The sequence below is a fragment of the Ruegeria sp. CH11 genome (assembly GCF_056537105.1).
Genome location: NZ_JBQFQX010000004.1, coordinates 1 through 22,800, shown reverse-complemented (window position 1 = coordinate 22,800; position 22,800 = coordinate 1). Strand labels below are relative to the sequence as shown.

Sequence of the window (22,800 nt, the reverse complement as noted above, 5' to 3'; positions counted from 1 at the left end):
CTGTCAGACGCGGGTGGCGACAACAACCGTATTGGCAGTTCAGTTGGATCCTACCGCCACGAGAACGACTTCTAGCTCACTCTCCAGAGCCTGCAACTTTCGAAGTTGGTTGTCCGGCAGTTGAGCCGTATTCGCGTCAACAGCGGTAAACGCAACAACCGGGCTGCCGATCTCCTTTTCCAACGCCCGAACCGCGTTGAGCTTGTCAGCTTCGAGTGTCGCCAGTGGATAAAGCATCGCATTTTCCCTTTTTCGGATAATGGTCAGTATAGCCGGTTTTGCTGAAACCTGTACGCTCAGAGACAACAGGGTGCTGAAATCATCCATCGCTGTTCAGGGCGGGCTGAAACGCAAACTGCTAAGGATAGCCCACTCAAGCAACGCAGGGCTCCAGCAAATTGTTGTTTGCGACGGTTGAGTCAGATGAACTGGTGCCCCCACACGGTCTGATCGGAATCAAACATCGATTTTGAATTTTCCGAAAGATTCACAGTTTCCCTGAGTAAATCGCGGTTTTTCTTCCTAACCGCCGAAAATCGAAAGGGGCCACTGTGTGTGGCAGAATGTGGGGCAACAAATGGTAGCAATTGAGGACAAATGCGTCGAGGGCATCGAGCGCCGGGGAAAAGTCTACTACCTTCGCTGGAGGGTGCCAAAGCGCTATGCAGCTGTTGAACCGCGCAAGGAAATCAACCGATCTCTGAAGACACGGGATCTCGCAGAAGCCAGAGCAAATCTGGCACTTGCAAAACGAGCACTCATGGCTGACTGGGACCTTAGGCTTGCGGAAGCACGGGGGGAAACCTCCATAGAAGCTTTTGACGCAGCTCTCGATCTGATGCGCAGCATGGGCCTTCCCTATCAGCCCCAGAAACAAATACTTGGAGCCCCACTGGAAGAGTTACTTCAACGTATCGAGGCCTTGGAAAATACTGAGGCAACCTCGGCGAAGGTCCCTGCCGTTCTTGGACATCTTGAGCTTCCGACAGTGAAAATCTCTGAGATGCCGCCAGTAATCGCCGAAGTGAATCGACTGAAAATCTCCACAAAGAATGACCGACAGCTCGACGAGTGGAACAACAAGTATCGGCATGCCGCTAAGTGCTTCGGCGCTATCGTCGCCGACAAAGCAGTCTTGGATATTACCGAACAAGACGCAATGAAATACCATCGGCACTGGCTAAACCGTCGTGACTCAGGTCAAGTAACCACTGACTACGCGGACAAAAAGCTTCGCTTTATTAAGCAGTTGATCCAGGCGTATTTCACGCGCTTCGATGTTCCACACAGCCAGCGAAAAAACCCCTTTGAAGGGCTCAAGATCGAAAAGATTGGAACAGAAGACGAGGCTAACACCAAGCTTTCGTTTCCGATGCCGTGGGTCCAGCAAAGAGTGATCGAGCAAAGTGGCTTGGAATATTTGAACGAAGAAGCACGCGACATTCTCACGATTGCCGCGGAATGTGGGTGTAGACATACGGAAATTTACGATCTGCCCCCAACAGCGATTAAACTCGATCACGAATTTCCTCATGTTGAGCTTGCGATCGAACGAGACAACCGATTCAAAAGAGAACTAAAAAATTCTGCGTCTACACGCCCCGTCATTCTTCTCGGTGCAGCGCTGGAAGCAATGAAACGTCACCCTACTGGATTCGAAAAGTATCGCGGCAAAAAGAGCTTCTCCGGAACAGTGAACAAGCACTTTCGTGATCGAGACCTTTTCCCACCTCTTCCGGAGGATAGCGACGGCAAATACACCGTGGGTTGCCTTCGGCACACCTTCGAGGATCGCATGTTGCACGCAAAGATGTCCAATGAGGAAAGGGCCTATTTGATGGGGCACTCCGTAGGTGCAGTAAGAGGGAGGCCTGTTTACGGTTCCAAACCAGACCTTCGTATCCGGGCTCTATACCAAGAGATGATCTCGTTCCCCACGACAACTTGGCACCCTCGCACGATCAAGGAGTTACGCGCTCAATTAGACCAGCTACTGGCCGATCAAGGCTTTCGCGTGGAATGAACTCTGGGCCTGCTTCGAGGAGCTTTTACTCTGGGCAGAAAATTGGGATTGCGATGCTTTCCATTCCGGACTGTCGGCGCGATGTCGGCAGCACAAAATCCATTTTTTACTATATTTATCTATTACTTAATTAACTTGTCGGCTGTCGGTGCAGGCACGTAAATCCGGCAATAAAAATCAAACAAACCGCGTTTCTCAAATTTTTCATCGTCACCACTTCATCGGCACGAAACAACCCAAAAGGGCGTGCAGATGGCACCAAGAGCAGGAAACCGACCCAAGTCACACAAAGGCAAACAAGACACCTTGTATGCTGACCTACGCATCAAAGAAGGCAACACTAAACGGCGATTGTCCGCTTCCGAAATATCCGACCTCACAGCAATGCTGATGACAAAGGAGCGTCCGGAAGCACTCGACATCACGCCACTGATCCCGCGCGGATCATTCATCCAACGAATGACACATCATTTCAAAGACACCGACTCAAGTTATGCACTTCCGCTCTTTCAGCTGATTATGTCGGCATCCTCGTGGCTTGTTCAAAGCGGTGCAGTTCTTGAGATCCCACACCTCGGTCCGCATCGCCCGATACTATGGAGCATTGCGCTCGCGCCTTCCGGAAGCTCAAAAACACTCGCGACTGATCGAGTGTCGAAAATTTTGGACGGCGCAGGGGAAGAGCATGCAATTTCGACCCTGCCCGATAGTGGATCTGATGCACAGTGGATTTTGGACTTGAAGGAAAACAATGGTTCCTTTTGGCTTCAAGATGAAGCTGGAAAATACCTAAACAAAGTTCTTACAAGTTCGCAGTTTGCGCGCATGAAGCCTTGGATTCTTGACGCCTACTCGCAAAAAACGATCTCAAACAGGTTGAAGAGTGAAACCGAAAAGCTCGTGGTGGAAGACCCTCACTTTACGTTTTACGGGCTTTCGGTTCGTGAGACGTGGAAAAGCGACATTGACCTATCAAGCATGCTTGACGGGCTGTGCCAAAGGTTCAACTACGTGATCGCCGAACCGCGTCAAGACACGGATATGTTCGAGCATTTTCTGTATTTCGGCACAAAAAGCAGTGCACAGAACGAAGAAAAGTTGAAATCACTTTGGGCTGCGCTTTGCTGCCAGAAAGGCGCCAAGGAAGCATACAGCCTATCGCCTGAAACACTTCCATTTATTCAAAAATGGTGGCTGGACCTTCGTCCGGCTTGGGGCGGCAGCACTCTTCCCGGATCATTTATCCGGCGTATTGGCTTTTCAGTTTTCAGTTACCTCGTCGTCATACACTTCTTGCTTGGGCTCTCCAATCGCCCCATTGGAATTGAAACAGCTGAGATCGCCACAAAATACGCCGAGTTCCATCTTGAAAGCGCTCTTGTAATGATCCGCGAGTATGACAATGGAAGCAGCAGCCAAATCCAGACTGTTATGCGACAGACTGAAAGACTTATTGCTAAAGGCAACGCAAATCCATCGGTGCGCGACATCAGCAGAAGCCTTAGCGCGAAGGCTCGTCAAAATCTAAGCTCGGATCGGATAAAGGAAATACGGGGCTTGGTGGAGAATATCCAAAAAGCGCACCCAATGCCGCTATTTCCAGACGCCCCGTCCATCTCTGAGCAGTTGTTTGACAAGCATCTTGCGTTGAAATCCGCCAAACACAAACAGGAAGAATGGCGTAATCGCAAGAGATTGGCAGCAGTTCTTAAATCGCACCGGACCTCAATGCACCGCTACCGACCACAAAGCGGAGATGTCATTGCCTTCCCTGCAGGAGACGGCCTTCGCAATGAAGACCCAAAAAACGCAACCGGGCTCTAAGGTCTTGTTTATTTGCGCGATATCTGCCGTGCGAAGTCACCTGATTGTGTCAGCGCCCAATCGAGCGCTCCCGCGTCGGCACGTTGCCTTGATCAGCTTCCGGCTTCTTTGCAGCATTCACACGATGTTCCTGCTCTACAGTTCGTTCCAAATAATCCAGCGTTGCGCCCATCACAGCGCAACGTTGCTCTTTAGTCAGCAGGTCCAATTTCAAATCCACTAACCGCCATCTGCGACAATGCGCGGACAACCAAACCAAAAGTGTTTCCAAAGTTTCGTCAATATTTTTGACCGCCATGAAAGTTCTCTATCTCCGTAAAAAGGTTAAGGCGCACAACGGACAAAATAGAAATTTTGTCCCAGAGAACCAAAGAAACGGCGATGGCATTATTCTCTTTCAGACACAGCACAAAGACATTCTCCGAAAAGGTGACACGTGAAGACAGGAGGGCGAAGCCCGGCCAAACCGTCGCTCACATCCGATACATCACGCGAAGTGCCGCCGCCCGCACGGTGATTTCAGATCGTTTGACGTCGTCAAATCTGGTGGTTGCAGCAAGACAAGCTGAGAAAGAGGCTGAGAGGCGCAGAGGGCGGGTGTGTGAGCGCTTTGTCGTCGCCCTACCCGCAGAGTGCGACATCGACCAACGGGAGGCTCTGACACGCGCCTTCTGTGAACACATGACGAAGCGAAGTGCAGGCTATATCGCCGCAATTCACGATCAAAACGGCAATGACCTAAACAATCCACATGTTCACATTGTCATGTTCGACGCATTTGTTCGAACGGGCGGTCGAGGGCGGCCAAGGAGCATTCTCGGAATGGCGAAAAAAAACGCCATCGAAAACGCCGCGCGCGATTGGTCTCAAATTCACAATCGCCTGATGAAAGGCTGGGGGTTTTCAAAGGCCTCAATGATCGACCATCGGTCTTTTGCTTCCCGTGGAATAGACAAGATCCCCACCATTCACGTTGGCGCAGGAAGTTCTCGGGTAATGAAAAAGAATGTTCTGGTCACTCTGAAGCCAGAATGGCGTTTGATTGACGAAGGGCACACCCGCGTCGAAGCGAACAGAATAATCCGCCAAATTAACAGGACGAAGGAACAGATTTATGAGCATGCACGAACCGATCGACTGGCAAGCCTCAATGGAGGCAACAGAGCTGGCGGCCACTGCAGCGTCCCGGCGCACCGAACGAGTAGTTTTCGGAGTGGCGCAGATCATCGAGAACCAGCGCCAACATTTGTCCCTGATCAAAGAAATCAAGAAGGAACTTCAGCAAGCAGCTGTTTACGTGAGGGAAATGGACAAGCCGACCCACGAGGACATGCCAGTGCATTCACACCACCCTTTCTTCAATTGGTGGACCCTCGCCGCAGCTCTCGTCATCGGAACCCTGCTCGGCGCGTTTATCGTGAACTAACTATGTTACGAGATGTTTTGAGGCGGCAGTTGCTCAAAATCCAGCTACATCGTGGCAATCACAAGCAACCACAGGAACGCCCCCGAGAAAGAAAGGCTGTATCAAAAGGGACGACAAGGTCATGATGATTTCCAACATATCCCGTGCGGCACAATTTCACAGATCCGGTCGACTACTGTCAGGGTTCGACCGAGCCTCGCCACCTATCAATAACTTCCTTGAACCCAATTTCTTTCCAAGGAGCGTTCCACTCCTGAAGGTAGTTGATCGAACGGGAATGCGGTTCTGGAGACGGCATGCCGAAGCGTCCTACCGTAGGCATCAAGGGCGCATCACCAACAGTTAGAAACTCACCTTGACCAAGGTTTGGCAGCAAGTCACCAACTGCGGCGGTCAGATCGGGAAGGAGAGATCGGATGTAACCTTGATCTGCAGCGTTGGTTAGTCTCAGAGAAATGAAGTTGCTGCACTGAGAGAATATGGTCTCCGATACTTCAGAAGGCCTCTGGCTAACCACCATTAACGTGACCCCGTATTTCCGGCCCTCTTTGGCAATTCTTTCAATTGACTTTCGAGAAGAGTCATATTGAGCGCCACCGGCGCGCGGAACATAATTATGCGCTTCCTCGCAAACGAGCATAATCGGAACGTCACTCACCTTCCCCCCGGTATGCATGCACTTAGAGTAGTGGAACCCAAAGTCGAATATCATTCTGGAGATCAAACTAACAACGATGCTGAGCACCTCGAACGGAATTCCACTTAGATCTACAATCGACACGTTGGACTTCGTCACATAGCCAATGAACTGTCTCACGACATCCGTAAAGTCGGCCGATCCAAGATGCCCTCCACCCTCTTTCTCTGGATAGAAAAGGAACCGAAGTCGCGGATCTTCGAGTTTAGTTTTTAGGCGCAGGATGAAACGATCAAATTCACCGTTGAACGGCCCGTTGCTTGCTTTCTTCGCAGCAGCGGTAGATGAAACCGTAAATGATTGGACCGCATCGAAATACACTTCGTCACGGTCCGTAACCAAGGTGCCGTCTGCGAGCTTCGGGACTCCTTCATCCTCAAGCTTGCCAATCACCTCAATGTTCATGTTTTCGAGGTATGTGACGACCTCATTTATCGAAAAGTAGATCGGTGTATCAAAGGAAACGTTCGTGACTTTTGGGTTGTGACGCTTCTTGTTGCGCACCACCGCATTCCTAAACTGTGAAACTTGGTTGTGGGAATTGGCCTCATTACTCTCTATGAATATTTCTTCCAATTCCTGTGCGTTCATTAGCCAGTAAGGGAGCTGGAGATTGTTCACATCTAAGAGGTTCAGCGTAAAGCACTCATCCTCGTGGAAGGCGAACGCAGCCGCATATTCGGAGTGAATGTCAAAAATAACAACGTGCGCGTTCTTCTGCTGCGCCTTGTGAGTATTGGCGCCGTTGTTGATACCGACGGCAGTTTGCAGGATCTTAGCCACAGCGCACGATTTACCTGAGCCAGTGGAGCCAACGACAGCTACGTGCTTACTGAAGAACCGATCTCCATCGACTTTAAGCTCAATATCCGGCGCAATGCTCAGAGATCCAAGAGTGAAAGGCGACGTAATTTGTGTGGTGAAAATATCCGCCAACGTTTCGGCAGGTGCAATAAATGCGGGCTCGGTCGGGACCGGCAAAGATTGCGAACCGCGGCTAAACTCGCCATCGGTTGTCAAAGAGCCGATCGGCTGCGCGTCAATTTGGAACCTGAATTCGGTTTCGTCCGCATTTACCCCTGAGACCTCAGGAACTCCGGCGACTTTGTCCGCTTGCGAGGCCCGCAACGCAGTTATTGTCGACAGCAGGTGAGAATTGTTACCCGAAGCGATAAGCAGGTATTGTCCGATCCCAAGCTTGCGTTTGTGCTTCTCGAACTCATTCGCATCATTGATTTCGACACGGATCGTCGAAGGGGAGCTTTCGGTCACGAAACCAATTGGATCGCCATACTCAGACATAATTTTTCCTCAACTGAAAAGCATATTCGATTTCTGAAATTTGCTCAGACTTAATCTTGTGCACAGCAATGCCAGGGCGATCCCAAGGATCATCGGAGACATTTATCAGGATTAGGTCATCCGGACTTGGCTTCGGTAAGTCGACAAGATCGTCTCGTGCCGCAATTCTAACTCGGAACTCATGCGTGACCGGCTTTCTTCCGCGCATGGGTTTGCGTAAGAGATTGTCCACACGAAAAGTTCCCCCGCCGATGTCTCCGGTCGCGCATGAAATTCCGTAGTCATGCAACTGCGCAGAAATTTCTCCGATATCATTTCGGTTAGCGAGCAAGAAAAGGGGGGGATTATCATGAAGGTATTTAAAGCTGTATTTTTCCACGAATTTCTTTATGAAACCAAATACTTCACCATCGAAATCGGAACCGCCCTCCGAACCAATAACGAAGAACCGTGATCTCGAGTTTTCGCCAAGCGAATGCTTTAGGTCGTCCCTCAACCTTTTCACAACTTGGCCACGCGTCTTGAGCGCGAGCGTCCACTTGGTGAATGTTGCTTGCCGGACATCCTCGAGCGACTGCACAAACGCGCCAGCTTCAACGGTGCGGTCTTCAGAGTCCAGCTTAGTCGCGAGATTGACGATTCGCTGCACCGCGTTCGGGTAGATTAGGGTTTCGATATCGTCGCCAGAGAACCCTTTGGCCTCCAATGCCGCCAAGACCTCTTTCTCGAGTTCCTCCAGCCGGGGTCCGAACTCAATGGTCAATGCCTCAAGGAACGCGGCCCGGTCGGTTGATGTGGGGATCTGGGCTACGATTTTCTTTAGCGGCACTGCACTTGTCGCTTCGATCGTCGCCAGATCCTCCAGTGTGAGAGACATCGTGCCAGACTTGTCTGGAAAGTGGCAGAACAAGCGGTATTCAATCTTAGGACTTATTGAGCCGGTTTTCCCGAAGTGTTCGAGCATCTGTAAGACCGGCTTGTAGATCTTGCCAAGAGTAAATCTGTCAGCCTGCTCGTGAAGTTTGCACTGAATAGCAGTCGTCATATCCGGGGAAACGACGTCGACATCCTCAATTACGCCCTCAATACTGATTAGAGTTTCAGAGTCAGCCGCAAGGATTTCAGAAAGATAACGGAGGAATTGGTAGAGATATCCTCTGATCGAATGTTCGGCAGTGCGACTCAAAGTTGAATTCCCAGTTTTCGTAGCAATCTGAGATGCACTTCGGGCGGTGTCAAGGAAAGCTCTGCAAACAGTAATAATCTTCTATTATACGGGTTTAGGCGAAATTCCTCCTAAACTACATTCCGCATGAAGTCCCGAGATTATGGCGACGCGCAGTAAGGAGCGTTATTCCCCGCGCGGTAGCCCAATTGCCGCATGGAGCGCAAGTTTGCCTTCCGCCGTGCTTGCCGCCAACTGGGCATAGGTGCCAAACTGAACTTCCTGTGATAGCCCTAAAAGTGTTAACTCCGCCCTCATGTCACGGAAGCCGCTGCCAATTTCAAAATTCTTTCAAACTCCTGATCCTCGTCTCGAAGGGCCGCGATTTCTTGTTCCAATCGCAGCACGACAGGAACAAACTTCCGGCCATCCTTTCTATCGGAAATGATGGTTACCATTGTTTCCAATGCTCTCTCCAATCGCTTCACTTGATCGTTCACGGATATCCCTCTTCTTGACCGAAAAGGAAGTGGGATCGTTTGGCAAAAAGCCGTTCGAGTTTGATGCGAACGGCACCTCAGTTGGCAAGGCAACAGAAAAGCGGTTGCGGAGCGCGATTGAGCAGGAGACGGGAAATCATCGTGACACAATGCGTGTGTGGCAAATTGTGTGGCAGTTTTGCGCTGGAAACGGTCGTTTCCAGTGAAAACCATAAATTCTTGGCATTTTGTGCTTGAAAGTGGTGCCCCCACACGGACTCGAACCGCGGACCTACTGATTACAAATCAGTTGCTCTACCAGCTGAGCTATAGGGGCACTGGCAGTCGATTACTGTTTCGGCATCGGAACTGCAAGCCCGAAAATTCGTGCAAGGGGTTGTTGGGAGGAGCCTCTGTAATGGGCGCGGCACACGGGCTCGGCAATGGGTCATTTGACTGCGTCTTTGTCAGGATGTAACCCCGATTGAACGCGTCAGAATACAAGGGCAAATCGGAACATGCAGGTCGTCATCCATGCTGGTGTTGCGTTTACCGACGAGGACCGGCTTTTTGGCCTGTTGCGGGCCAACGCTGACGCGATGGTCGCCCGCAATGCCGCCGTTTGGGGTGCGCGCGTGTTCCGGCGGCAGTTCAGGCAGGTATTGAACGCGCAAGAGCCGGGTCCGATGCTGCACAATGCGCGCAAGAGCTTTCTGGGCCTCATGCCAAAGGACCGAACGGTCGACCGTGCCATCCTGACAAACGCCGGGTATCTGGGCCCGATTCAGACGTCGATCATGGATGGGCAGTTTTATCCCGCCGCCGGCGAACGGATCGCTTACTTGGAAGATGTGTTCGACGAAATGCAGGTTGAACTGTTTTTAGGCCTGCGCAACCCGGGCAGTTTCATTCCGAAGGCGCTGATGGCCCAGTCCGAATCCGAGCGGCAACGAGTTCTGGCACAAACCGATCTGAGTTGCCTCAGTTGGCTGACATTGATCGATAACATTCGTGATCTCGCGCCCGATGTGCAAATTACACTGTGGTGCGACGAGGATACTCCGTTGATTTGGGGCGACATTGCCCGGGCCATGATCGGGCTGCCCGAAGATGCGGCCGTGAACGGTGAGTTTGCCTTGCTCAATTCGCTGGTGTCACCGGAAGGGCAGGCAAGTATTGAGGCGTTGATCGAACAACAGATTTCGCCCGGCGATCCCGAGAGCCGGAAGGAGCTTGCTCGGATATTCGAAGACCATGCCCTGCCGGACGCGATTGAGGAAGAGCTGGACCTGCCAGGATGGAACGAGGACATCGTCGCCGCCTTTACCGAACTCTACGAGCAGGATCTGGGTGTCTTGCAAACCATGCCCGACATTCGGTTTCTCGAACCCTAAGAGACACGGACCAAATTCGATCTCCCCGTGGACATGGTGATCGAATGGGGCCTGTTTCCATCGCCGGTTACAGGTATGAACGGGTCAGGACCTCAGACCGGAAAACTTAAGTCCTTGATCAATTGCCAAATGTCCCGGTTGGCGTCCGAGAGCTGTTTGACCACGTCCTCGATCTCATGCATGGCCTGTTCGTCCACGGTGTCTTCGCGCCCTAGCTTGATCCCGGTTTTGCGGTCTGCGATGCGCATCAGGATGGTCTTGGGGTTCCCGCTTTCCGGGTCAAAGGAATAGATGCAATGATTGTATTTGTTGCGAACCGATGACAGGCGCGAGAGGCGCTGAGTGTGGTCCAGGATCGGATCACGTATATCGGCGGGGCGACCGTCCATCTTTGCCAATCGCTCGACCAGGTCAATCCGCGCTCGGGTGGTGTTCAGCGTCAGGAAGATAATGACCGCCACATCCTTGTTGGCTCCGGTCAGGCCTGCGATCAGGTGGATCAGCAGGCTTTCGGTATTGGTCCACATATAGTTCAAACGCCCGACCAGCAGGATCAGGCGGTCGAACCGGGATTCAAAGGGCTCAGTCAAGGCCGGGGCCGTGAATGTCGTCGGCGGCGACCTCAAAATAGAAATGCGCTGCAGCGGTCCGGTTGCTGACGCCGATTTTGCCGGAGACGTTGTGCATGTGCAGCTTGACCGTATGTTCGGTTATGCCGAGCTTTGATGCGATCGTCTTGTTGCTTTCGCCCTGCGAAACCAGGCGCAAGACCTGTTTCTCGCGCTTGGTCAGCTTGGAATACAAAGGCATGTTGCGCGATTGCGCGGCAGGGACGGGCTGGCGCTGTACGGGCGGTTGCTTGGGAGTTTCTGATACGACCGGAACGCAGTCGGCCAGAAAGCTCGGCAGATGCAGTTCTTCGTGCATCAGCAATCGCAGGATCGACCGCCAAACATCCGGGGCAACATTCATCGGAAGGTATCCGATATCCCCGAACTGCGCGCGGTCCCAGTGCTCAAACAGAAACCGGGCCGAGCTTTCCTTGCGATAGGCAAACGCCAGACATCCGGAATCCGCCGCCCGCACGAACTCTGCCGGTCGGTTCAGCAGGTCCTCAAGCATCATCTGATCAACAACGACTATGTGGCCGGACGCTTCGGTCTCGGCGCTGTCGGCCAGGAACTTATCCAGTGATTCAAAACGCAGGGCTTGCACCCCGAATTCGCTTTGGACACTTCGTAGAGTTTGGTTCGAATAAAAAAGCTCTTTTCCAAAAAATACGATAGACAATTCTTCGGGGTAATTCATTTCTTCACGAACATCGTTACTCAATGAGAAGCTCATTGATCCACCCTCACCAAAACCTGCGCCGCCCATTAAATTCAGTAGGATTCTGGTGCTACTTTTGGCGGTGCAATACGAAAACCGAAACATTCTAAACTGTGGTCAATGATAGCTTAAAGTGCAGATTTCAGCAATACAGCCGCAAGAGCCTGACCGTTTGGGCATAGAACTTTCGATCAGGTTCCGATGCGCTGACAGACTGTATGTGGTTGAAAATATGGAGATATATTTACGTTAATTCTTTTGGCCTGGGCCGATGGCGGAAAATGCGTCAAAAATGGGGGCGCAAGAAAAAACTCTTTTCTTGTCATAATGTTGCCCAATTTAATGCTTTCGGCCAGCTATGCATTCCACAACCCCACTGCGACCATGATCGGGCTTCATTTTGCGAAGCGACGTAATTCCTAGCGTGCCCGCGTTCCGCGCATTTTCGCGATTCTCAGGCGGTCACGTTGTCGGCTTGGCCGAGAAAGGGGGTGACAGACCGATAAGGAAAAAACTCTGCCGCACAAGCGCATGGTCCGCTGCTTGTTGCGGAAAATTTTGTTTCAACCGCACCGCATGTCGCTTTGTAGATGAATGGTGGCCCGGTGCTCGAAGATGAGTGGAAATTATTATGTCAGATCGCAGATTAACAGCCGTGACACCAACCGGAGATGATGGCCGCGAAGTCGATCAGGACCCCGTTGTAGAAGTTCCCGAGGTCGAAGAAGACATTCTGGTGGTTGATGACCTGAACGCACAACAGCAGCAGCAACAGCAGCAGCAAGGTGACGACAGCAACACCAATGGCGGCAACGACAGCAACACCAACGGTGGTAACGACAGCAATACCAATGGTGGTAACGACAGCAACACCAACGGTGGCAACGACAGCAATACCAACGGTGGTAACGACAGCAACTCTCAATCCAATGGTGGCGATGACAGCAACACCAACACCGCAACCGTCGACATCGACTTTGGTGGTGGTGAATGGATTCCGCGCGACGACGACAAGGTCGATGTGGATATCGACAATAACGGCGATGTAAATGGTGATGTCATCACCGCTGGGAATGACATTGACTATGATCCCGGCGATGACCTGAACCTTGATATCTCGTTGGACGGACCGGGCAATGACTTCTCGGCGATCAACCATCAGATGGCGTCGCTGGAAGACAATGACTGGCTCGGCGAAGCAACCGTTCACAACGAAGGTGAGTTCAATCAGAGCGGCAACGCGACTGGCGGCGAAGCGCATGCTGAAGATGGCATCGACGTAAACGCAGATGGTGGTGATTCCGGAAATGGCGGCACCAGCTATGGTGGCGACGCGGCTGGTGATACCAGTGGAAGCCATTCGTTTGCTCTTGGCGGAGAGTCGGGGCATGCCGATGGAACAGCCTCGGGTGGTAATGGCGCGGCCTCGGGCAACGCGAACAATACCAGCGTTGGTCTGGGACTTTCCGGAGCGCACGCAGATGGTGACAGCTCGGGCGGTACCGGCGGTAACGCCGATAACGACTCCGGCGCGGTCAACCTTGGCGTAGCCGGTGCAAACTCAGAATCAACCGGTGGTGAAGGCGGCGACGCCGGATCTATTGGTCTTGGTCTGGGATTGGGACTGTCAGGTTCGAACGCTCAGGGCGATGCAAGCGGTGGCGACAACGCATCTGGCGCACTTGCTGCAGGTCTGGGACTGGCCGGAAATGACTCGTCGGCGGACGGTGCAGAAGGTGGCGGCGGCGACGCTGACACAAGCGGCAACGCTGACAATACCAGCGAAGGCACCAACGAAGCCAACGAGTCGTCAAGTGGCGGCAACATTGGCCTTGGTCTGGCCGGTGCGGGTGCACTGGGCGCCAACGACGGTTCGGGCGGCAACGGCAATGGTGGCCAGGGTGATGGCGGCCAGGGCGATGGCGGCAACGGCAGCGGCGGAACCGGTAACGGTGGCAACGGACCTGGTGGTTCGGGTGACGGCGGTAACGGATCTGGTGGCTCCGGCGACGGCGGCAATGGACCGGGCGGTGACGGAACAGGTGGTCCGGGTGCCGGTGGAAACACTGGTGTAATCAATGAAGGTTTCCCGATCCTGCGCACCGCGTTGGTTGAAGAAGAACCCGGTGATGAGGAAGGCGAAGACGAATCCGCAGCCGGTGTATCCTCAGGTGATGCCAATGGCACCGGTGGCCCAGGTGCGGGCGCTGCGGGAATGGGCGGTGCCGGTGACGGTGGCAACGGACCTGGTGGTGCTGGAGACGGCGGCAACGGTTCCGGTGGTTCCGGCGATGGTGGCAACGGACCTGGTGGTGCTGGAGACGGCGGCAACGGTTCCGGTGGTTCCGGTGACGGTGGCGCGGGTGGCGGCAGCGCCGATGCTGATGCAGACGCACAAGGCGTAGGCGATCAGGACGCCACAGGCCCCGATATTGACCAGAGCCCTGGCGATATCATGGGTACTGCCACCAACATGCAGACACCGGACGGTTCCGGTGGAGACGGTGGAACCAACACCACAAACGGTATGGCAGATGCCGACGGTTCTGGCACTGCGACCGCAGATGGTGTCGGTGGTGCTGGCGGAACGGTAAGCCCGACTTCAAGCTCGGCAGGAAGCGGCGCAGGTTCTGCGGATGCGACCAACGAAGCCGGTGACGGTGGATACGCCGAGTCGATGTCTGACGCAGCCAATGACGGTTATGCTGAAAGCCTGGCCGAAGCGATTGCCGGATATGGTGGTGACGCCGACTCCGACAACGATGCAACCTCGACCGGAACGGGCACCGGAACCGGTACCGCGTATTCGGGCGCAGGTGGCGCAGGTGGTGCCGCAGCGGCGACTGGCGGAACCAGCGGCGACGTCATGGGAAGCTCGACCGGTGGTGCGACCACCGGTGCGACCAACACCGGCGGTGAAGCGTCCGGCGCGAACTCCGGCACCGGCGGTGCTGGCGGCATGGGCGGCAGCTGGGGTTCGGACAACGGTGGCGACGGTATCGTCAACGGTGAGTCCTACGCTTCGGCAGCAGCCGTGGTCGATACATCGGCCTTCAACCAGTCGATCGTCATGGGCGCCAACGTGCTTGGCAACAATGTCGACACGACCATGGTTGGTGGTTCGATGACCTCGAGCTACTCGAGCGACGACACCGACGTATGAGATACGCGTTTCGGGGGCCGCATTACCGGCCCCCGGCTTATTGAAATTGCCGGGGCCGCCCAGTGCGGCCTCGGCCCAGCAAAACCAAACCGGAAATTTTCTGCCGGGGCGGTAGTTAAGGATCATTGACATGTCTTTCGACAGTGTTACCGAAAAGATTGCACACTTTATTGGAACCTTTGATCTTACGATTGAGCAAGCCCGCCTGAGGGATCAATACGAAGAGTTCACGGCGCAACGGCGCAAGTTTGAACTGGAAGAGCTGGAAGATCCGATTGCAATTCGGATCAAGGCCAAGCTGGACCTGGATCCCGGCGTTTACAAACCGCTCCCCTACAAATTCATGACACCGCCTGACGATCCGACGCCTCCGCCATATTTCGGCGGGCCGGTCGAAGAGACGGTGATCAACATCGGTATGCCTTTTGTCCAAGCGCCCCTGTTTTCGGAAAGCGAGCCGTTCGGCGGTGTGGAATACCAGTACAACGTGATTATGGAAAAACCTGAATCCGTGACCGAATTGATCGGGTCTGCAGTGACTTATACGTTCCAGATCCTAAAGCTGGTCGACAACGACACGGTGGGGCAGGGCGATTTCCGCGATGCCGAGGTGCTGATGGCGCAGGCCGAAGCTGCGGCAGAGCTGGCAGCTTCGCTGCACGTGATCTCGGCGCCATCCTATGCAATTTCCGACTATCACTCGGTGGAATATGTTGAAGGGTTGGCCGAAGAAATGCTGACGCCCTTTGTCACGGATGTCGAGGGTGTGGTCGTCCATCAGTTCCAGGGCGCGGACGCGTTCGGGATCATCGTGAATGGCGAACACGTGGATGAAGCGCCGGAATGGGAGGACCTTCTGCCGACTCATCACAAGTCTGAAGACGAGGAAGAAGACGATACCCCCGATCCGACGCCAGCCGAGTGGGATCAGGATGATGAGTTCCAGTTCGGCGACGGTCATTCGGTTGTCACCGGTGGAAACCTCGCGATCAATCAGGTGAACGCAACGGTGGCCTGGGTGGATGCGCCCTACATCGCTGTGGGCGGCAAGTCGGTTAGCCTGACGCTTGTCAGTCAGGTGGCCATGGTTTCCGACATGGACAAAGGTGCGCCCGGGCACGAATCCGGCACCAAAGTGGTACAGACCTCGCATATCGCAATCGACGAGAACGCGGCGCATTGGGTGGATCAGGAGGCGGGCGGCGAGGAGCAACCGTCGCTGGTCGTTGTCGACTGGATTTATGGCGATCTGGTCGTCACGAATTTCGTCAAACAGACCATCGATGCGACCGATATCGACCATATCGAGACCGAGATTTCGGCTACGTCGACGCTCTATGCGCTGGGCGACAACGACATGGTCAACGTGACCAACATCGTTCAGTTGGGTTCGTACTACGATCTGGTGATGATCGGCGGCGACATGATCTCGGTCGATATGCTGATGCAGTCGCTGGTGTTGCTGGATGACGACGTGGTCACTGGTGGCATGGCGGATGTCGAAGCTGGGACCGACGAAAACCTGATGATGAATCAGGCATCGGTCAGCACGATCGGCAAAGATGTCCACGAACAGATGCACGACACCATGTCAGCCGCGCTCGACATGACCGAGGCGAATATGGAGGCGTTGGAGGAGGCGCTGTTGAACGATCCGACCTTCGCAGGGATGGAGCAACTGCGGGTGCTGAACATCGAAGGCAATCTGTTGCAGGTCAACCTGATCGAACAGGCAACGGTGCTGGCGGATCAGGACGACGTCCACCTGAAGGGTCCCGATGGCGCGATGACCGAAGTCACAGCGGGCAGCAATGCGATGCTGAACGCGGCCAATATCACCAAGACAGGGGTCGACTCGACGGTCATGGCCGCAAATGGTGAGTTCTCCGAATTGTTGCTGCATCAGGCAAGCCTGCTCGACGTGCCCACCAACGAAGAGATCGAAGACATCGCCAATGAGGCGATTGCCCTGATCATGGAGGATATGTCCAAGCCCGGCGACGAAAGCGGTATCGGGCCGAAAGGTACCGATCTGACGCCCGGTGAAATGGCGACCGCCGACGATGGCCTGCAAACCATGCTGGCCTGATTTTCCTGTAAGTTACGAGTGACTCGAAGGTTCCATATATGTCGATCGTTTTTTCGTCACGCCGCACCCGTTTTGCCAGTCCGTTAGACCGGCACGGTGGCGGCGGACCCTTGGCTCTGAAACCCAGCGAATTGGTTTCCGGGTCCTCAAAGGCTGACGCTGCCAAACCTGTTTCCCGGCTGCGTCTGGACAAGGAGATGCGAGTGCCAGATTCCGCGCAATGCCCTGCGGCTGCTGCCTCCGACGGGGCGCAGGCGGTTCTGAACGGGGCGCTAAAGGCGACGTCTGGCACCGGGACGGCCGAGCAGGCACAGACCAGGTTCGTTAATCAGCCATCAGAGCCAGAACCAAACAGATCTGAACCACCGCGCGCCGGCTCTCCCCTTCGGCGCGCATCGTCGCGACCCGCGCAAGACGAAGACCATGTGGGAGGCGACACTGGGGTGGCCGCCGAGGCCGAAGAGCCTGATCGTGACCCCGCCAAGCCATCGACCGCGCGCATGACCCCCTCTGCGCCGTCTGGCGGCGGAAAGAGCATAGGCACCACGATCGAAGGTAAGGCGAATGAGCCGCTTGTCCGCTCGACGTCGGGCGGAGGAGACGGCAAGGGGCCACCCCAAACCTTTCACCGACGCACACCGCCGGAAGATTTCCAAAGAACGCTGCGCACGTCGCTCAAGGCGATCTGGCGCAATCTGGCATTCGTGTTGTTGTTGACCTGTGCGACCAATGTTCTGATCCTGGCGATCCCGATTTATCTGTTCCAGATCAGTGACCGGGTGCTGACCAGCCGGTCATTGGACACGCTGGTCATGCTGACCGTAATCGTGGCCGGCGCGGTGATCTTCCAAGCGGCGTTTGACGCTGTGCGTCGGTTCATGCTGATGCGCACCGCGGTCGAGGTCGCCGCACGTCTCGGCGCACCGGTTCTGAGCGCAGCGGCGCATGCGTCCTTGCACGGTAATGGGCGCGAGTATCAGACCTTGGGGGATTTGCAGCAGGTGCGCGGGTTCCTCGTGTCCGGCACATTGATTTCGTTTCTGGATGTACCCTTTGCACCGCTGTTCATCCTGATGATTTTCCTGGTCCACCCGCAGCTTGGCATGATCGTCGTGACCACCGCGCTGATCCTGATGGTGATCGCGCTGATCAACCAGAAAATGACGGCCAAACCCTTTGCCAAGGCCAATATGGCGCAGTCGCTGGCCAATCAACATCTCGACTCGATGTCGCGCAACAGCCAGATCATCAACGCGCTGGCCATGATCCCCGAGGCGGTCCGCATCTGGGGTCGGGACACGGCGCAATCCCTGACATGGCAGGTCAAGGCACAGGACCGGAACGTGATTTTCGCAGCTATCTCGCGCGCCGTACGACTGCTGACGCAGATCGGTATCCTTGGCTGGGGCGCCTATCTGGCACTGCAGGGCGAGATCACCGGCGGCATGGTCATTGCCGCCTCGATCATCGCTGGCCGCGCCTTTGCCCCGATCGAGGGGTCCATCGAAGGCTGGAACACCTTCCTTTTGACACGCGGCGCGTTCGGGCGGATTCAGCATCTGCTGTCGAACTCGGCCTTGCAGTTCGAAAAGCTGCGCCTGCCACGCCCCGAGGGGCGTGTGGATGTCGAACGCCTGCTGTATGTTCCGGGTGGAACCAAACGCGTCGTCTTGAACGGTATCTCTTTCTCGCTGAATCCGGGCGAAACGCTGGCCATCATCGGCAATTCCGGTGCGGGCAAAACGACGTTGGGCAAGACGCTGGTCGGGTCGATCCTGCCGACCTCGGGCAGTGTGCGGCTGGACCTGATGGATATCCGCAACTGGGACCCGCGCCAATTTGGTGAAAGCATCGGCTATCTGCCGCAGGACGTGCAGCTGTTTCCGGGAACCATCAAGGACAATATCGGCCGCATGCGCTCGGACGCGACGGATGAACAGATTCACGATGCTGCCGTTCTGGCCGATGTGCACAACATGATCGCAACGCTGCCACAGGGTTACGAAACGGTTGTGGCGGCTGACGGATCGCCCCTGTCGGGCGGCCAGAAACAGCGTATCGCTCTGGCGCGCGCGTTCTTCGGCAACCCGCGCATGGTGGTGCTCGACGAGCCGAACTCGAATCTGGACGTTGCGGGTGACAAGGCCCTGGCCCGGGCGATTTCGCAGGCCAAGGAAAGCAAGATTACCGTTGTGGTGATCACGCAAAAGCCGACGCTGCTGAGCGTTGTCGACAAGATCATGCTGCTGACGGACGGGCGTGTTGCCTTGTTCGGTCAGCGCGAACAGGTGCTGGAACAGCTCAACGGGCCGCGACCAAAGCCCGAGTTGAAAGGCGGGGGGGATAAGCAATGACCGATTTGGAGAAGGTCGAGGACCCGGCCGTTTGGTATTCGGAAGTTCCACGTTCGATCCATAAGCAGATTGTTCTGGGCCTTGTGATGCTGGTGGTCTGTTTTGGCGGCTTTGGCCTGTGGTCTTTCCGCGCGCCCCTGGCGGCGGCAGTCATCGCGCAGGGCAGCTTTGTGGCCACCGGACGCAACAAGATCGTGCAGCACCTTGAAGGCGGCATTATCGAGGACATTCTGGTATCCGAAGGCGAAGCGGTTCAGGCTGGACAAATCCTGATGACCCTGGACCAGACTTCGGCCGAGGCCAATGAACGAGAATTGTTCATCCGCAAAATCCGTCTTCAGGCCATGACCGAACGCCTGTTGGCAGAACACAGCGAAAAGGAACGGCTGGTCTTTTCTCAGGGGCTAATCGACGCCTCTGATGACGTCGAAGTGATGACAATTCTCGACAGCCAAAAGCTCAGCTTCGATGTCTCGCGCAAGACGTTGCTGAACGACATCGCCTTGCTGGCGCGCAACATGGAGGCGCTGCGCATTCGCGCGACAGGCTTTGAGGCGCAACTGAGCAGCATGCAGCGCCGCTCGGAGATCTTGCAGGAAGAGTACGACACAAAGGCGTCGCTGTTTGAAAAAGGCCTCGTGCGCAAAGGTGATCTGAACACGATCCGCCGTGTACAGGCCGAGGCCGAAGGCCAGTTGGCGCGTCTGCAGGCGGAAACCGCCGAAGTGAACACGATGCTTCTGAAATACGAAGAACAGATCACGCGCACCCGGTCGGCCTATCGCGAGGCGGCGCTTGACGAATTGGGCGTGATTGAAGCCGATCTTGAAAGTGTTCGCGAAAAGGCCCGTCAGGCCCGCAGCATTCTGGACCGTGCAGTTGTACGGGCGCCGGTCACGGGCACAGTGGTGCGGCTGCACCATCATACGCCTGGCGGTGTGATTGAAACCGGTGAGCCGATTGCCGAGATTTTGCCCGCTGATGCGCCGCTGATTATCGAGGCGCAGATCCCGCGGACCGAGATTGACAGTGTCGTCACAGGCCAAACGGCCACGGTGCGGCTGGTTGCACTAAACCAGCGCACGACTCCGGTTTTGTACGGAGAGGTTTTCTATATCTCGGCAGACTCCCTGCTCGAGGACGCGGCGGGTATTCCTCAAGAAGTTTACCTTGCACGCATTTCGCTCACCGCAGAAGAAACGAACAGGGTGCGTGGTTTCATTCCGACACCAGGCATGCCCGCCGAGATCATGATCCAGACCGAGGAACGGACCTTTGCGGCCTATATCGCCAAACCGGTGACAGACAGCATGTCCCGCGCTTTCCGAGAGCATTGACGCAGCGGCTACATCTTCCAAAAATTGCATGTTAGCATCCTGTCAAATCTGAACAGGAGAATGCCCCATGCCCGCAACAGTCAAAACCATGATGGAGGCCGCAAACGCCGCAGTCGAACGCATCGACACTGCCCGCGCAAAAGAACTGATCGGGCAGGGGGCGCTGTTGCTCGACATCCGGGACGCGTCAGAGCTTGAGCGGACAGGGCGCGCCGCAGGCTCTCATCACATCTCGCGCGGGATGCTTGAGTTTCGCGCTGACCCGGACCTGCCGTCGCATGACTCGGAACTGCGCCGGGATCGACCGATCGTCATGTATTGCGCATCCGGTGGGCGCGCAGCTTTGGCGGGCAAGTTGCTGAAGGACATGGGCTATGTCGAAGTTTATAACCTTGGCGGCCTGACCGATTGGGTCAATGGCGGTGGCGAGGTTTCTGACCCGTCCTAAGCGTTGAGGAATGCGCGAACCGCGCCTTCGAACTCACGGGGTTTTTCGGCATGCAGCCAATGCCCGGCACCGTTGATCTTTGCAAATCGCGCGTTTGGAAACAGGGCGCGGATTTGGTCGCGGTGTTCGGGCAACACATAATCCGACGCGCCCCCGGACAAGAACAGAGCTTTGCCATCCCATGAGGTATCGACCGCTGGGAAACCCATGATATTGGGCATTTCGTCGGCCAGCACATCCAGATTCAGCAACCACCGCTTTTCCTTGACGTCCAAGGATTGCGTAAAGAAGCTTTGCAACGCCTTTTCGACACCCAATTCGGCCAATTGCTGTTCCGCGTCCGAACGCCGGGTGATTTGGTCCATGTTCACCGCGCGCATTGCTTCGATGAATTGAATCTGGCTATGCGTGTAGGTCACGGGCGCAATATCGGCCACGACAAGCTTGCGAACCTTCTGGCCATAGCTGAGCGCCAACATCATCGCGGCTTTGCCGCCCATCGAGTGCCCCAGCACGTCTGCATGTCCACCATGGGCATCAACGACCTCGGCCAGATCCTGTGCCAGACTGGGGTATGTGTGCTTGGGGTCCCAAAAGCTGTAGGCATGGTTGCGCATATCAACCGCGATAACCTGCCGTTCATCAGACAGTCTGCGCGCGATCACCCCCCAGTTGCGGCCCGAACCGTAAAGGCCGTGCGCAATCAGCAAAGGTGGTTGATCGGTCGGGTCGCCATGAAGGATCGTATTCAGCATGACGCTGTGATACCCGCCGATGCGTGAAACAACCAGCCCCATTGTCGCGGCCACCGCACACGGTTACATTGCCCCGTCAGGAGGCGCGATGTCGCAGGATTTCGATATTCAGACCCGGATTGCCGAGACAATCCTGCTGTTGCGCAAGAAGCTTGGGCTGCGCGACAAGACTTTGGCCGAGTCGGTCAAACGCGCAAAGCGCCGTCTGCCGCGTCGAATCTACAAGCAGGCTTTGTTGTTGGCTCGCGCCGAGAAGATGGCCGAACACCCCAAGCTCCGGTTGGTTCTCGACACGCCAAAGCTCGAAAAAGCGTCGGAAGAGGTGCAGGCTCATCTAACGGCGATCAATCTGGCGGATCGCCGATGGGGCTGGTTTCTGAGCTTTATGGGCTCGCTTGCCTTGGGATTGCTGGCGCTGACTGCGGTCGGTTTGATTGTCTTGCGATGGCGCGGGTTTATCTGAGCCGACCGGAAACCGGATCCGATAACGAAAAACAGCGCCCGTGAGGACGCCGTTTTCGTTTTCTTACAACCGCTTACAGGTTCGGATAGATTGGGAACTTGGCGCAGAGGTCTGCGACTTCGGCCTTGACCTTGGCCTCGACGGCGGAGTTGCCGTCCTCGCCATTGGCGGCCAGACCGTCGGTGACTTCGATGATCCAGTCGGCGATCTGGCGGAATTCGGTCTCGCCAAAGCCGCGGGTGGTGCCGGCGGGGGAGCCCAGACGGATGCCGCTGGTGATGGTCGGTTTTTCGGGGTCAAACGGCACGCCGTTCTTATTGCAGGTGATATGTGCCCGGCCCAAAGCCTTCTCGGTGGCGTTGCCCTTGACGCCTTTGGGGCGCAGGTCGACCAGCACCACATGGGTGTCGGTGCCGTGGGTCACGGTGTCCAGACCGCCCTTGATCAGCTGATCCGACAGTGCCTGCGCGTTGGCCACGACTTGCTGGATATAGCTTTTGAACTCAGGGCGCAGCGCCTCGCCAAAGGCCACCGCCTTGCCTGCGATCACAT

At 55.4% G+C, this 22,800-nt stretch carries 20 protein-coding genes, 1 tRNA gene and 1 pseudogene; 12 read left to right on the top strand and 10 right to left on the bottom strand.

Going from position 1 to position 22,800, the window contains the following annotated elements; genetic code table 11:
- Nucleotides 1–39 precede the first annotated feature (39 nt).
- A complete protein-coding gene (locus ACR0LX_RS07930; protein WP_480783236.1) occupies nucleotides 40–327 on the bottom strand; it encodes a hypothetical protein in 288 nt (95 codons plus the stop codon).
- 250 nt (nucleotides 328–577) lie between these two features.
- On the opposite strand from ACR0LX_RS07930, the gene ACR0LX_RS07925 reads away from it, so the two are divergent.
- Nucleotides 578–2,023, top strand: a complete 1,446-nt coding sequence (locus ACR0LX_RS07925) for a DUF6538 domain-containing protein (protein WP_480783235.1) — start codon at nucleotides 578–580, stop codon at nucleotides 2,021–2,023.
- A gap of 252 nt (nucleotides 2,024–2,275) precedes the next feature.
- Nucleotides 2,276–3,847 carry a hypothetical protein gene (locus ACR0LX_RS07920; RefSeq protein ID WP_480783234.1) on the top strand — a complete coding sequence of 524 codons (1,572 nt, stop codon included), beginning with the start codon at nucleotides 2,276–2,278 and terminating at the stop codon, nucleotides 3,845–3,847.
- A 49-nt stretch (nucleotides 3,848–3,896) separates the two neighbouring features.
- Here the strand turns inward: ACR0LX_RS07920 and ACR0LX_RS07915 are convergent, their stop codons facing one another.
- Nucleotides 3,897–4,145, bottom strand: coding sequence for a hypothetical protein (locus ACR0LX_RS07915; protein ID WP_480783233.1), 249 nt, complete (start codon nucleotides 4,143–4,145; stop codon nucleotides 3,897–3,899).
- An 83-nt stretch (nucleotides 4,146–4,228) separates the two neighbouring features.
- Here ACR0LX_RS07915 and ACR0LX_RS07910 point away from each other — a divergent pair.
- Nucleotides 4,229–4,840: pseudogene (locus tag ACR0LX_RS07910) on the top strand (MobA/MobL family protein); the annotation flags it as partial.
- A gap of 121 nt (nucleotides 4,841–4,961) precedes the next feature.
- Nucleotides 4,962–5,273, top strand: coding sequence for a hypothetical protein (locus tag ACR0LX_RS07905; RefSeq protein WP_480783544.1), 312 nt, complete (start codon nucleotides 4,962–4,964; stop codon nucleotides 5,271–5,273).
- Between the two features lie 178 nt (nucleotides 5,274–5,451).
- Here ACR0LX_RS07905 and ACR0LX_RS07900 read toward each other — a convergent pair whose 3' ends face one another.
- From ACR0LX_RS07900 to ACR0LX_RS07890, 3 genes are all read right to left on the bottom strand, one after another.
- Nucleotides 5,452–7,272, bottom strand: a complete 1,821-nt coding sequence (locus tag ACR0LX_RS07900; protein WP_480783232.1) for an ATP-binding protein — start codon at nucleotides 7,270–7,272, stop codon at nucleotides 5,452–5,454.
- On the bottom strand, nucleotides 7,265–8,458 hold the full coding sequence (locus ACR0LX_RS07895) for a hypothetical protein (protein WP_480783231.1): 1,194 nt from the start codon (nucleotides 8,456–8,458) through the stop codon (nucleotides 7,265–7,267). The genes ACR0LX_RS07900 and ACR0LX_RS07895 overlap by 8 nt, the downstream gene beginning before the upstream one ends.
- A 293-nt stretch (nucleotides 8,459–8,751) precedes the next feature.
- On the bottom strand, nucleotides 8,752–8,937 hold the full coding sequence (locus ACR0LX_RS07890; RefSeq protein ID WP_480783230.1) for a hypothetical protein: 186 nt from the start codon (nucleotides 8,935–8,937) through the stop codon (nucleotides 8,752–8,754).
- Nucleotides 8,938–8,951: 14 nt separating this feature from the next.
- Here ACR0LX_RS07890 and ACR0LX_RS07885 point away from each other — a divergent pair, with 14 nt between their 5' ends.
- Nucleotides 8,952–9,143 (top strand): hypothetical protein, encoded by a 192-nt coding sequence (locus tag ACR0LX_RS07885; RefSeq protein WP_480783229.1) that lies wholly within the window; start codon nucleotides 8,952–8,954, stop codon nucleotides 9,141–9,143.
- A 34-nt stretch (nucleotides 9,144–9,177) separates the two neighbouring features.
- Here the strand turns inward: ACR0LX_RS07885 and ACR0LX_RS07880 are convergent.
- Nucleotides 9,178–9,253, bottom strand: a tRNA-Thr gene (locus tag ACR0LX_RS07880).
- Between the two features lie 181 nt (nucleotides 9,254–9,434).
- Here ACR0LX_RS07880 and ACR0LX_RS07875 point away from each other — a divergent pair.
- Complete coding sequence (locus ACR0LX_RS07875; RefSeq protein WP_480783228.1) at nucleotides 9,435–10,310, top strand: hypothetical protein; 876 nt, start codon at nucleotides 9,435–9,437, stop codon at nucleotides 10,308–10,310.
- A 92-nt stretch (nucleotides 10,311–10,402) separates the two neighbouring features.
- On the opposite strand, the gene ACR0LX_RS07870 is transcribed toward ACR0LX_RS07875, so the two are convergent.
- The gene (locus tag ACR0LX_RS07870) at nucleotides 10,403–10,900 is read right to left on the bottom strand and encodes a hypothetical protein (protein ID WP_480783227.1); all 498 of its coding nucleotides are present in this window, start codon (nucleotides 10,898–10,900) and stop codon (nucleotides 10,403–10,405) included.
- Nucleotides 10,893–11,525, bottom strand: a complete 633-nt coding sequence (locus tag ACR0LX_RS07865; protein ID WP_480783226.1) for a helix-turn-helix transcriptional regulator — start codon at nucleotides 11,523–11,525, stop codon at nucleotides 10,893–10,895. Before ACR0LX_RS07865 ends, ACR0LX_RS07870 begins: the two co-directional genes overlap by 8 nt.
- Nucleotides 11,526–12,270: 745 nt before the next feature.
- Between ACR0LX_RS07865 and ACR0LX_RS07860 the strand changes: the two genes are divergently transcribed.
- The 5 genes from ACR0LX_RS07860 (at nucleotide 12,271) to ACR0LX_RS07840 (ending at nucleotide 21,030) form a co-directional block, all read left to right on the top strand.
- Nucleotides 12,271–14,802: a beta strand repeat-containing protein gene (locus ACR0LX_RS07860; protein ID WP_480783225.1), complete on the top strand. Its 2,532-nt coding sequence runs from the start codon at nucleotides 12,271–12,273 to the stop codon at nucleotides 14,800–14,802.
- Between the two features lie 130 nt (nucleotides 14,803–14,932).
- Nucleotides 14,933–16,891: a type I secretion protein gene (locus tag ACR0LX_RS07855; protein WP_480783224.1), complete on the top strand. Its 1,959-nt coding sequence runs from the start codon at nucleotides 14,933–14,935 to the stop codon at nucleotides 16,889–16,891.
- A gap of 38 nt (nucleotides 16,892–16,929) precedes the next feature.
- Nucleotides 16,930–19,245, top strand: a complete 2,316-nt coding sequence (locus ACR0LX_RS07850) for a type I secretion system permease/ATPase (RefSeq protein ID WP_480783223.1) — start codon at nucleotides 16,930–16,932, stop codon at nucleotides 19,243–19,245.
- Nucleotides 19,242–20,582, top strand: coding sequence for an HlyD family type I secretion periplasmic adaptor subunit (locus tag ACR0LX_RS07845; RefSeq protein WP_480783222.1), 1,341 nt, complete (start codon nucleotides 19,242–19,244; stop codon nucleotides 20,580–20,582). Before ACR0LX_RS07850 ends, ACR0LX_RS07845 begins: the two co-directional genes overlap by 4 nt.
- 67 nt (nucleotides 20,583–20,649) lie before the next feature.
- Nucleotides 20,650–21,030 carry a rhodanese-like domain-containing protein gene (locus ACR0LX_RS07840; protein ID WP_480783221.1) on the top strand — a complete coding sequence of 127 codons (381 nt, stop codon included), beginning with the start codon at nucleotides 20,650–20,652 and terminating at the stop codon, nucleotides 21,028–21,030.
- On the opposite strand, the gene ACR0LX_RS07835 is transcribed toward ACR0LX_RS07840, so the two are convergent.
- On the bottom strand, nucleotides 21,027–21,827 hold the full coding sequence (locus ACR0LX_RS07835; protein WP_480783220.1) for an alpha/beta fold hydrolase: 801 nt from the start codon (nucleotides 21,825–21,827) through the stop codon (nucleotides 21,027–21,029). The two genes, ACR0LX_RS07840 and ACR0LX_RS07835, sit on opposite strands and share 4 nt — an antisense overlap.
- A gap of 46 nt (nucleotides 21,828–21,873) precedes the next feature.
- On the opposite strand from ACR0LX_RS07835, the gene ACR0LX_RS07830 reads away from it, so the two are divergent.
- Nucleotides 21,874–22,248, top strand: a complete 375-nt coding sequence (locus ACR0LX_RS07830; RefSeq protein WP_480572375.1) for a hypothetical protein — start codon at nucleotides 21,874–21,876, stop codon at nucleotides 22,246–22,248.
- A gap of 73 nt (nucleotides 22,249–22,321) precedes the next feature.
- Here ACR0LX_RS07830 and ACR0LX_RS07825 read toward each other — a convergent pair.
- Nucleotides 22,322–22,800: PLP-dependent aminotransferase family protein (locus tag ACR0LX_RS07825; RefSeq protein ID WP_480783219.1), on the bottom strand; the 479-nt coding region annotated here is incomplete at its 5' end.

Coding starts and splice junctions, on each gene's coding strand:
- ACR0LX_RS07875 (WP_480783228.1), top strand. CDS start 9,435: ATGCAGGTCGTCATCCATGCTGGTGTTGCGTTTACCGACGAGGACCGG.
- ACR0LX_RS07850 (WP_480783223.1), top strand. CDS start 16,930: ATGTCGATCGTTTTTTCGTCACGCCGCACCCGTTTTGCCAGTCCGTTA.
- ACR0LX_RS07845 (WP_480783222.1), top strand. CDS start 19,242: ATGACCGATTTGGAGAAGGTCGAGGACCCGGCCGTTTGGTATTCGGAA.
- ACR0LX_RS07840 (WP_480783221.1), top strand. CDS start 20,650: ATGCCCGCAACAGTCAAAACCATGATGGAGGCCGCAAACGCCGCAGTC.
- ACR0LX_RS07915 (WP_480783233.1), bottom strand. CDS start 4,145: ATGGCGGTCAAAAATATTGACGAAACTTTGGAAACACTTTTGGTTTGG.
- ACR0LX_RS07830 (WP_480572375.1), top strand. CDS start 21,874: ATGTCGCAGGATTTCGATATTCAGACCCGGATTGCCGAGACAATCCTG.
- ACR0LX_RS07925 (WP_480783235.1), top strand. CDS start 578: ATGGTAGCAATTGAGGACAAATGCGTCGAGGGCATCGAGCGCCGGGGA.
- ACR0LX_RS07860 (WP_480783225.1), top strand. CDS start 12,271: ATGTCAGATCGCAGATTAACAGCCGTGACACCAACCGGAGATGATGGC.
- ACR0LX_RS07900 (WP_480783232.1), bottom strand. CDS start 7,272: ATGTCTGAGTATGGCGATCCAATTGGTTTCGTGACCGAAAGCTCCCCT.
- ACR0LX_RS07855 (WP_480783224.1), top strand. CDS start 14,933: ATGTCTTTCGACAGTGTTACCGAAAAGATTGCACACTTTATTGGAACC.
- ACR0LX_RS07930 (WP_480783236.1), bottom strand. CDS start 327: ATGGATGATTTCAGCACCCTGTTGTCTCTGAGCGTACAGGTTTCAGCA.
- ACR0LX_RS07905 (WP_480783544.1), top strand. CDS start 4,962: ATGAGCATGCACGAACCGATCGACTGGCAAGCCTCAATGGAGGCAACA.
- ACR0LX_RS07920 (WP_480783234.1), top strand. CDS start 2,276: ATGGCACCAAGAGCAGGAAACCGACCCAAGTCACACAAAGGCAAACAA.
- ACR0LX_RS07835 (WP_480783220.1), bottom strand. CDS start 21,827: ATGGGGCTGGTTGTTTCACGCATCGGCGGGTATCACAGCGTCATGCTG.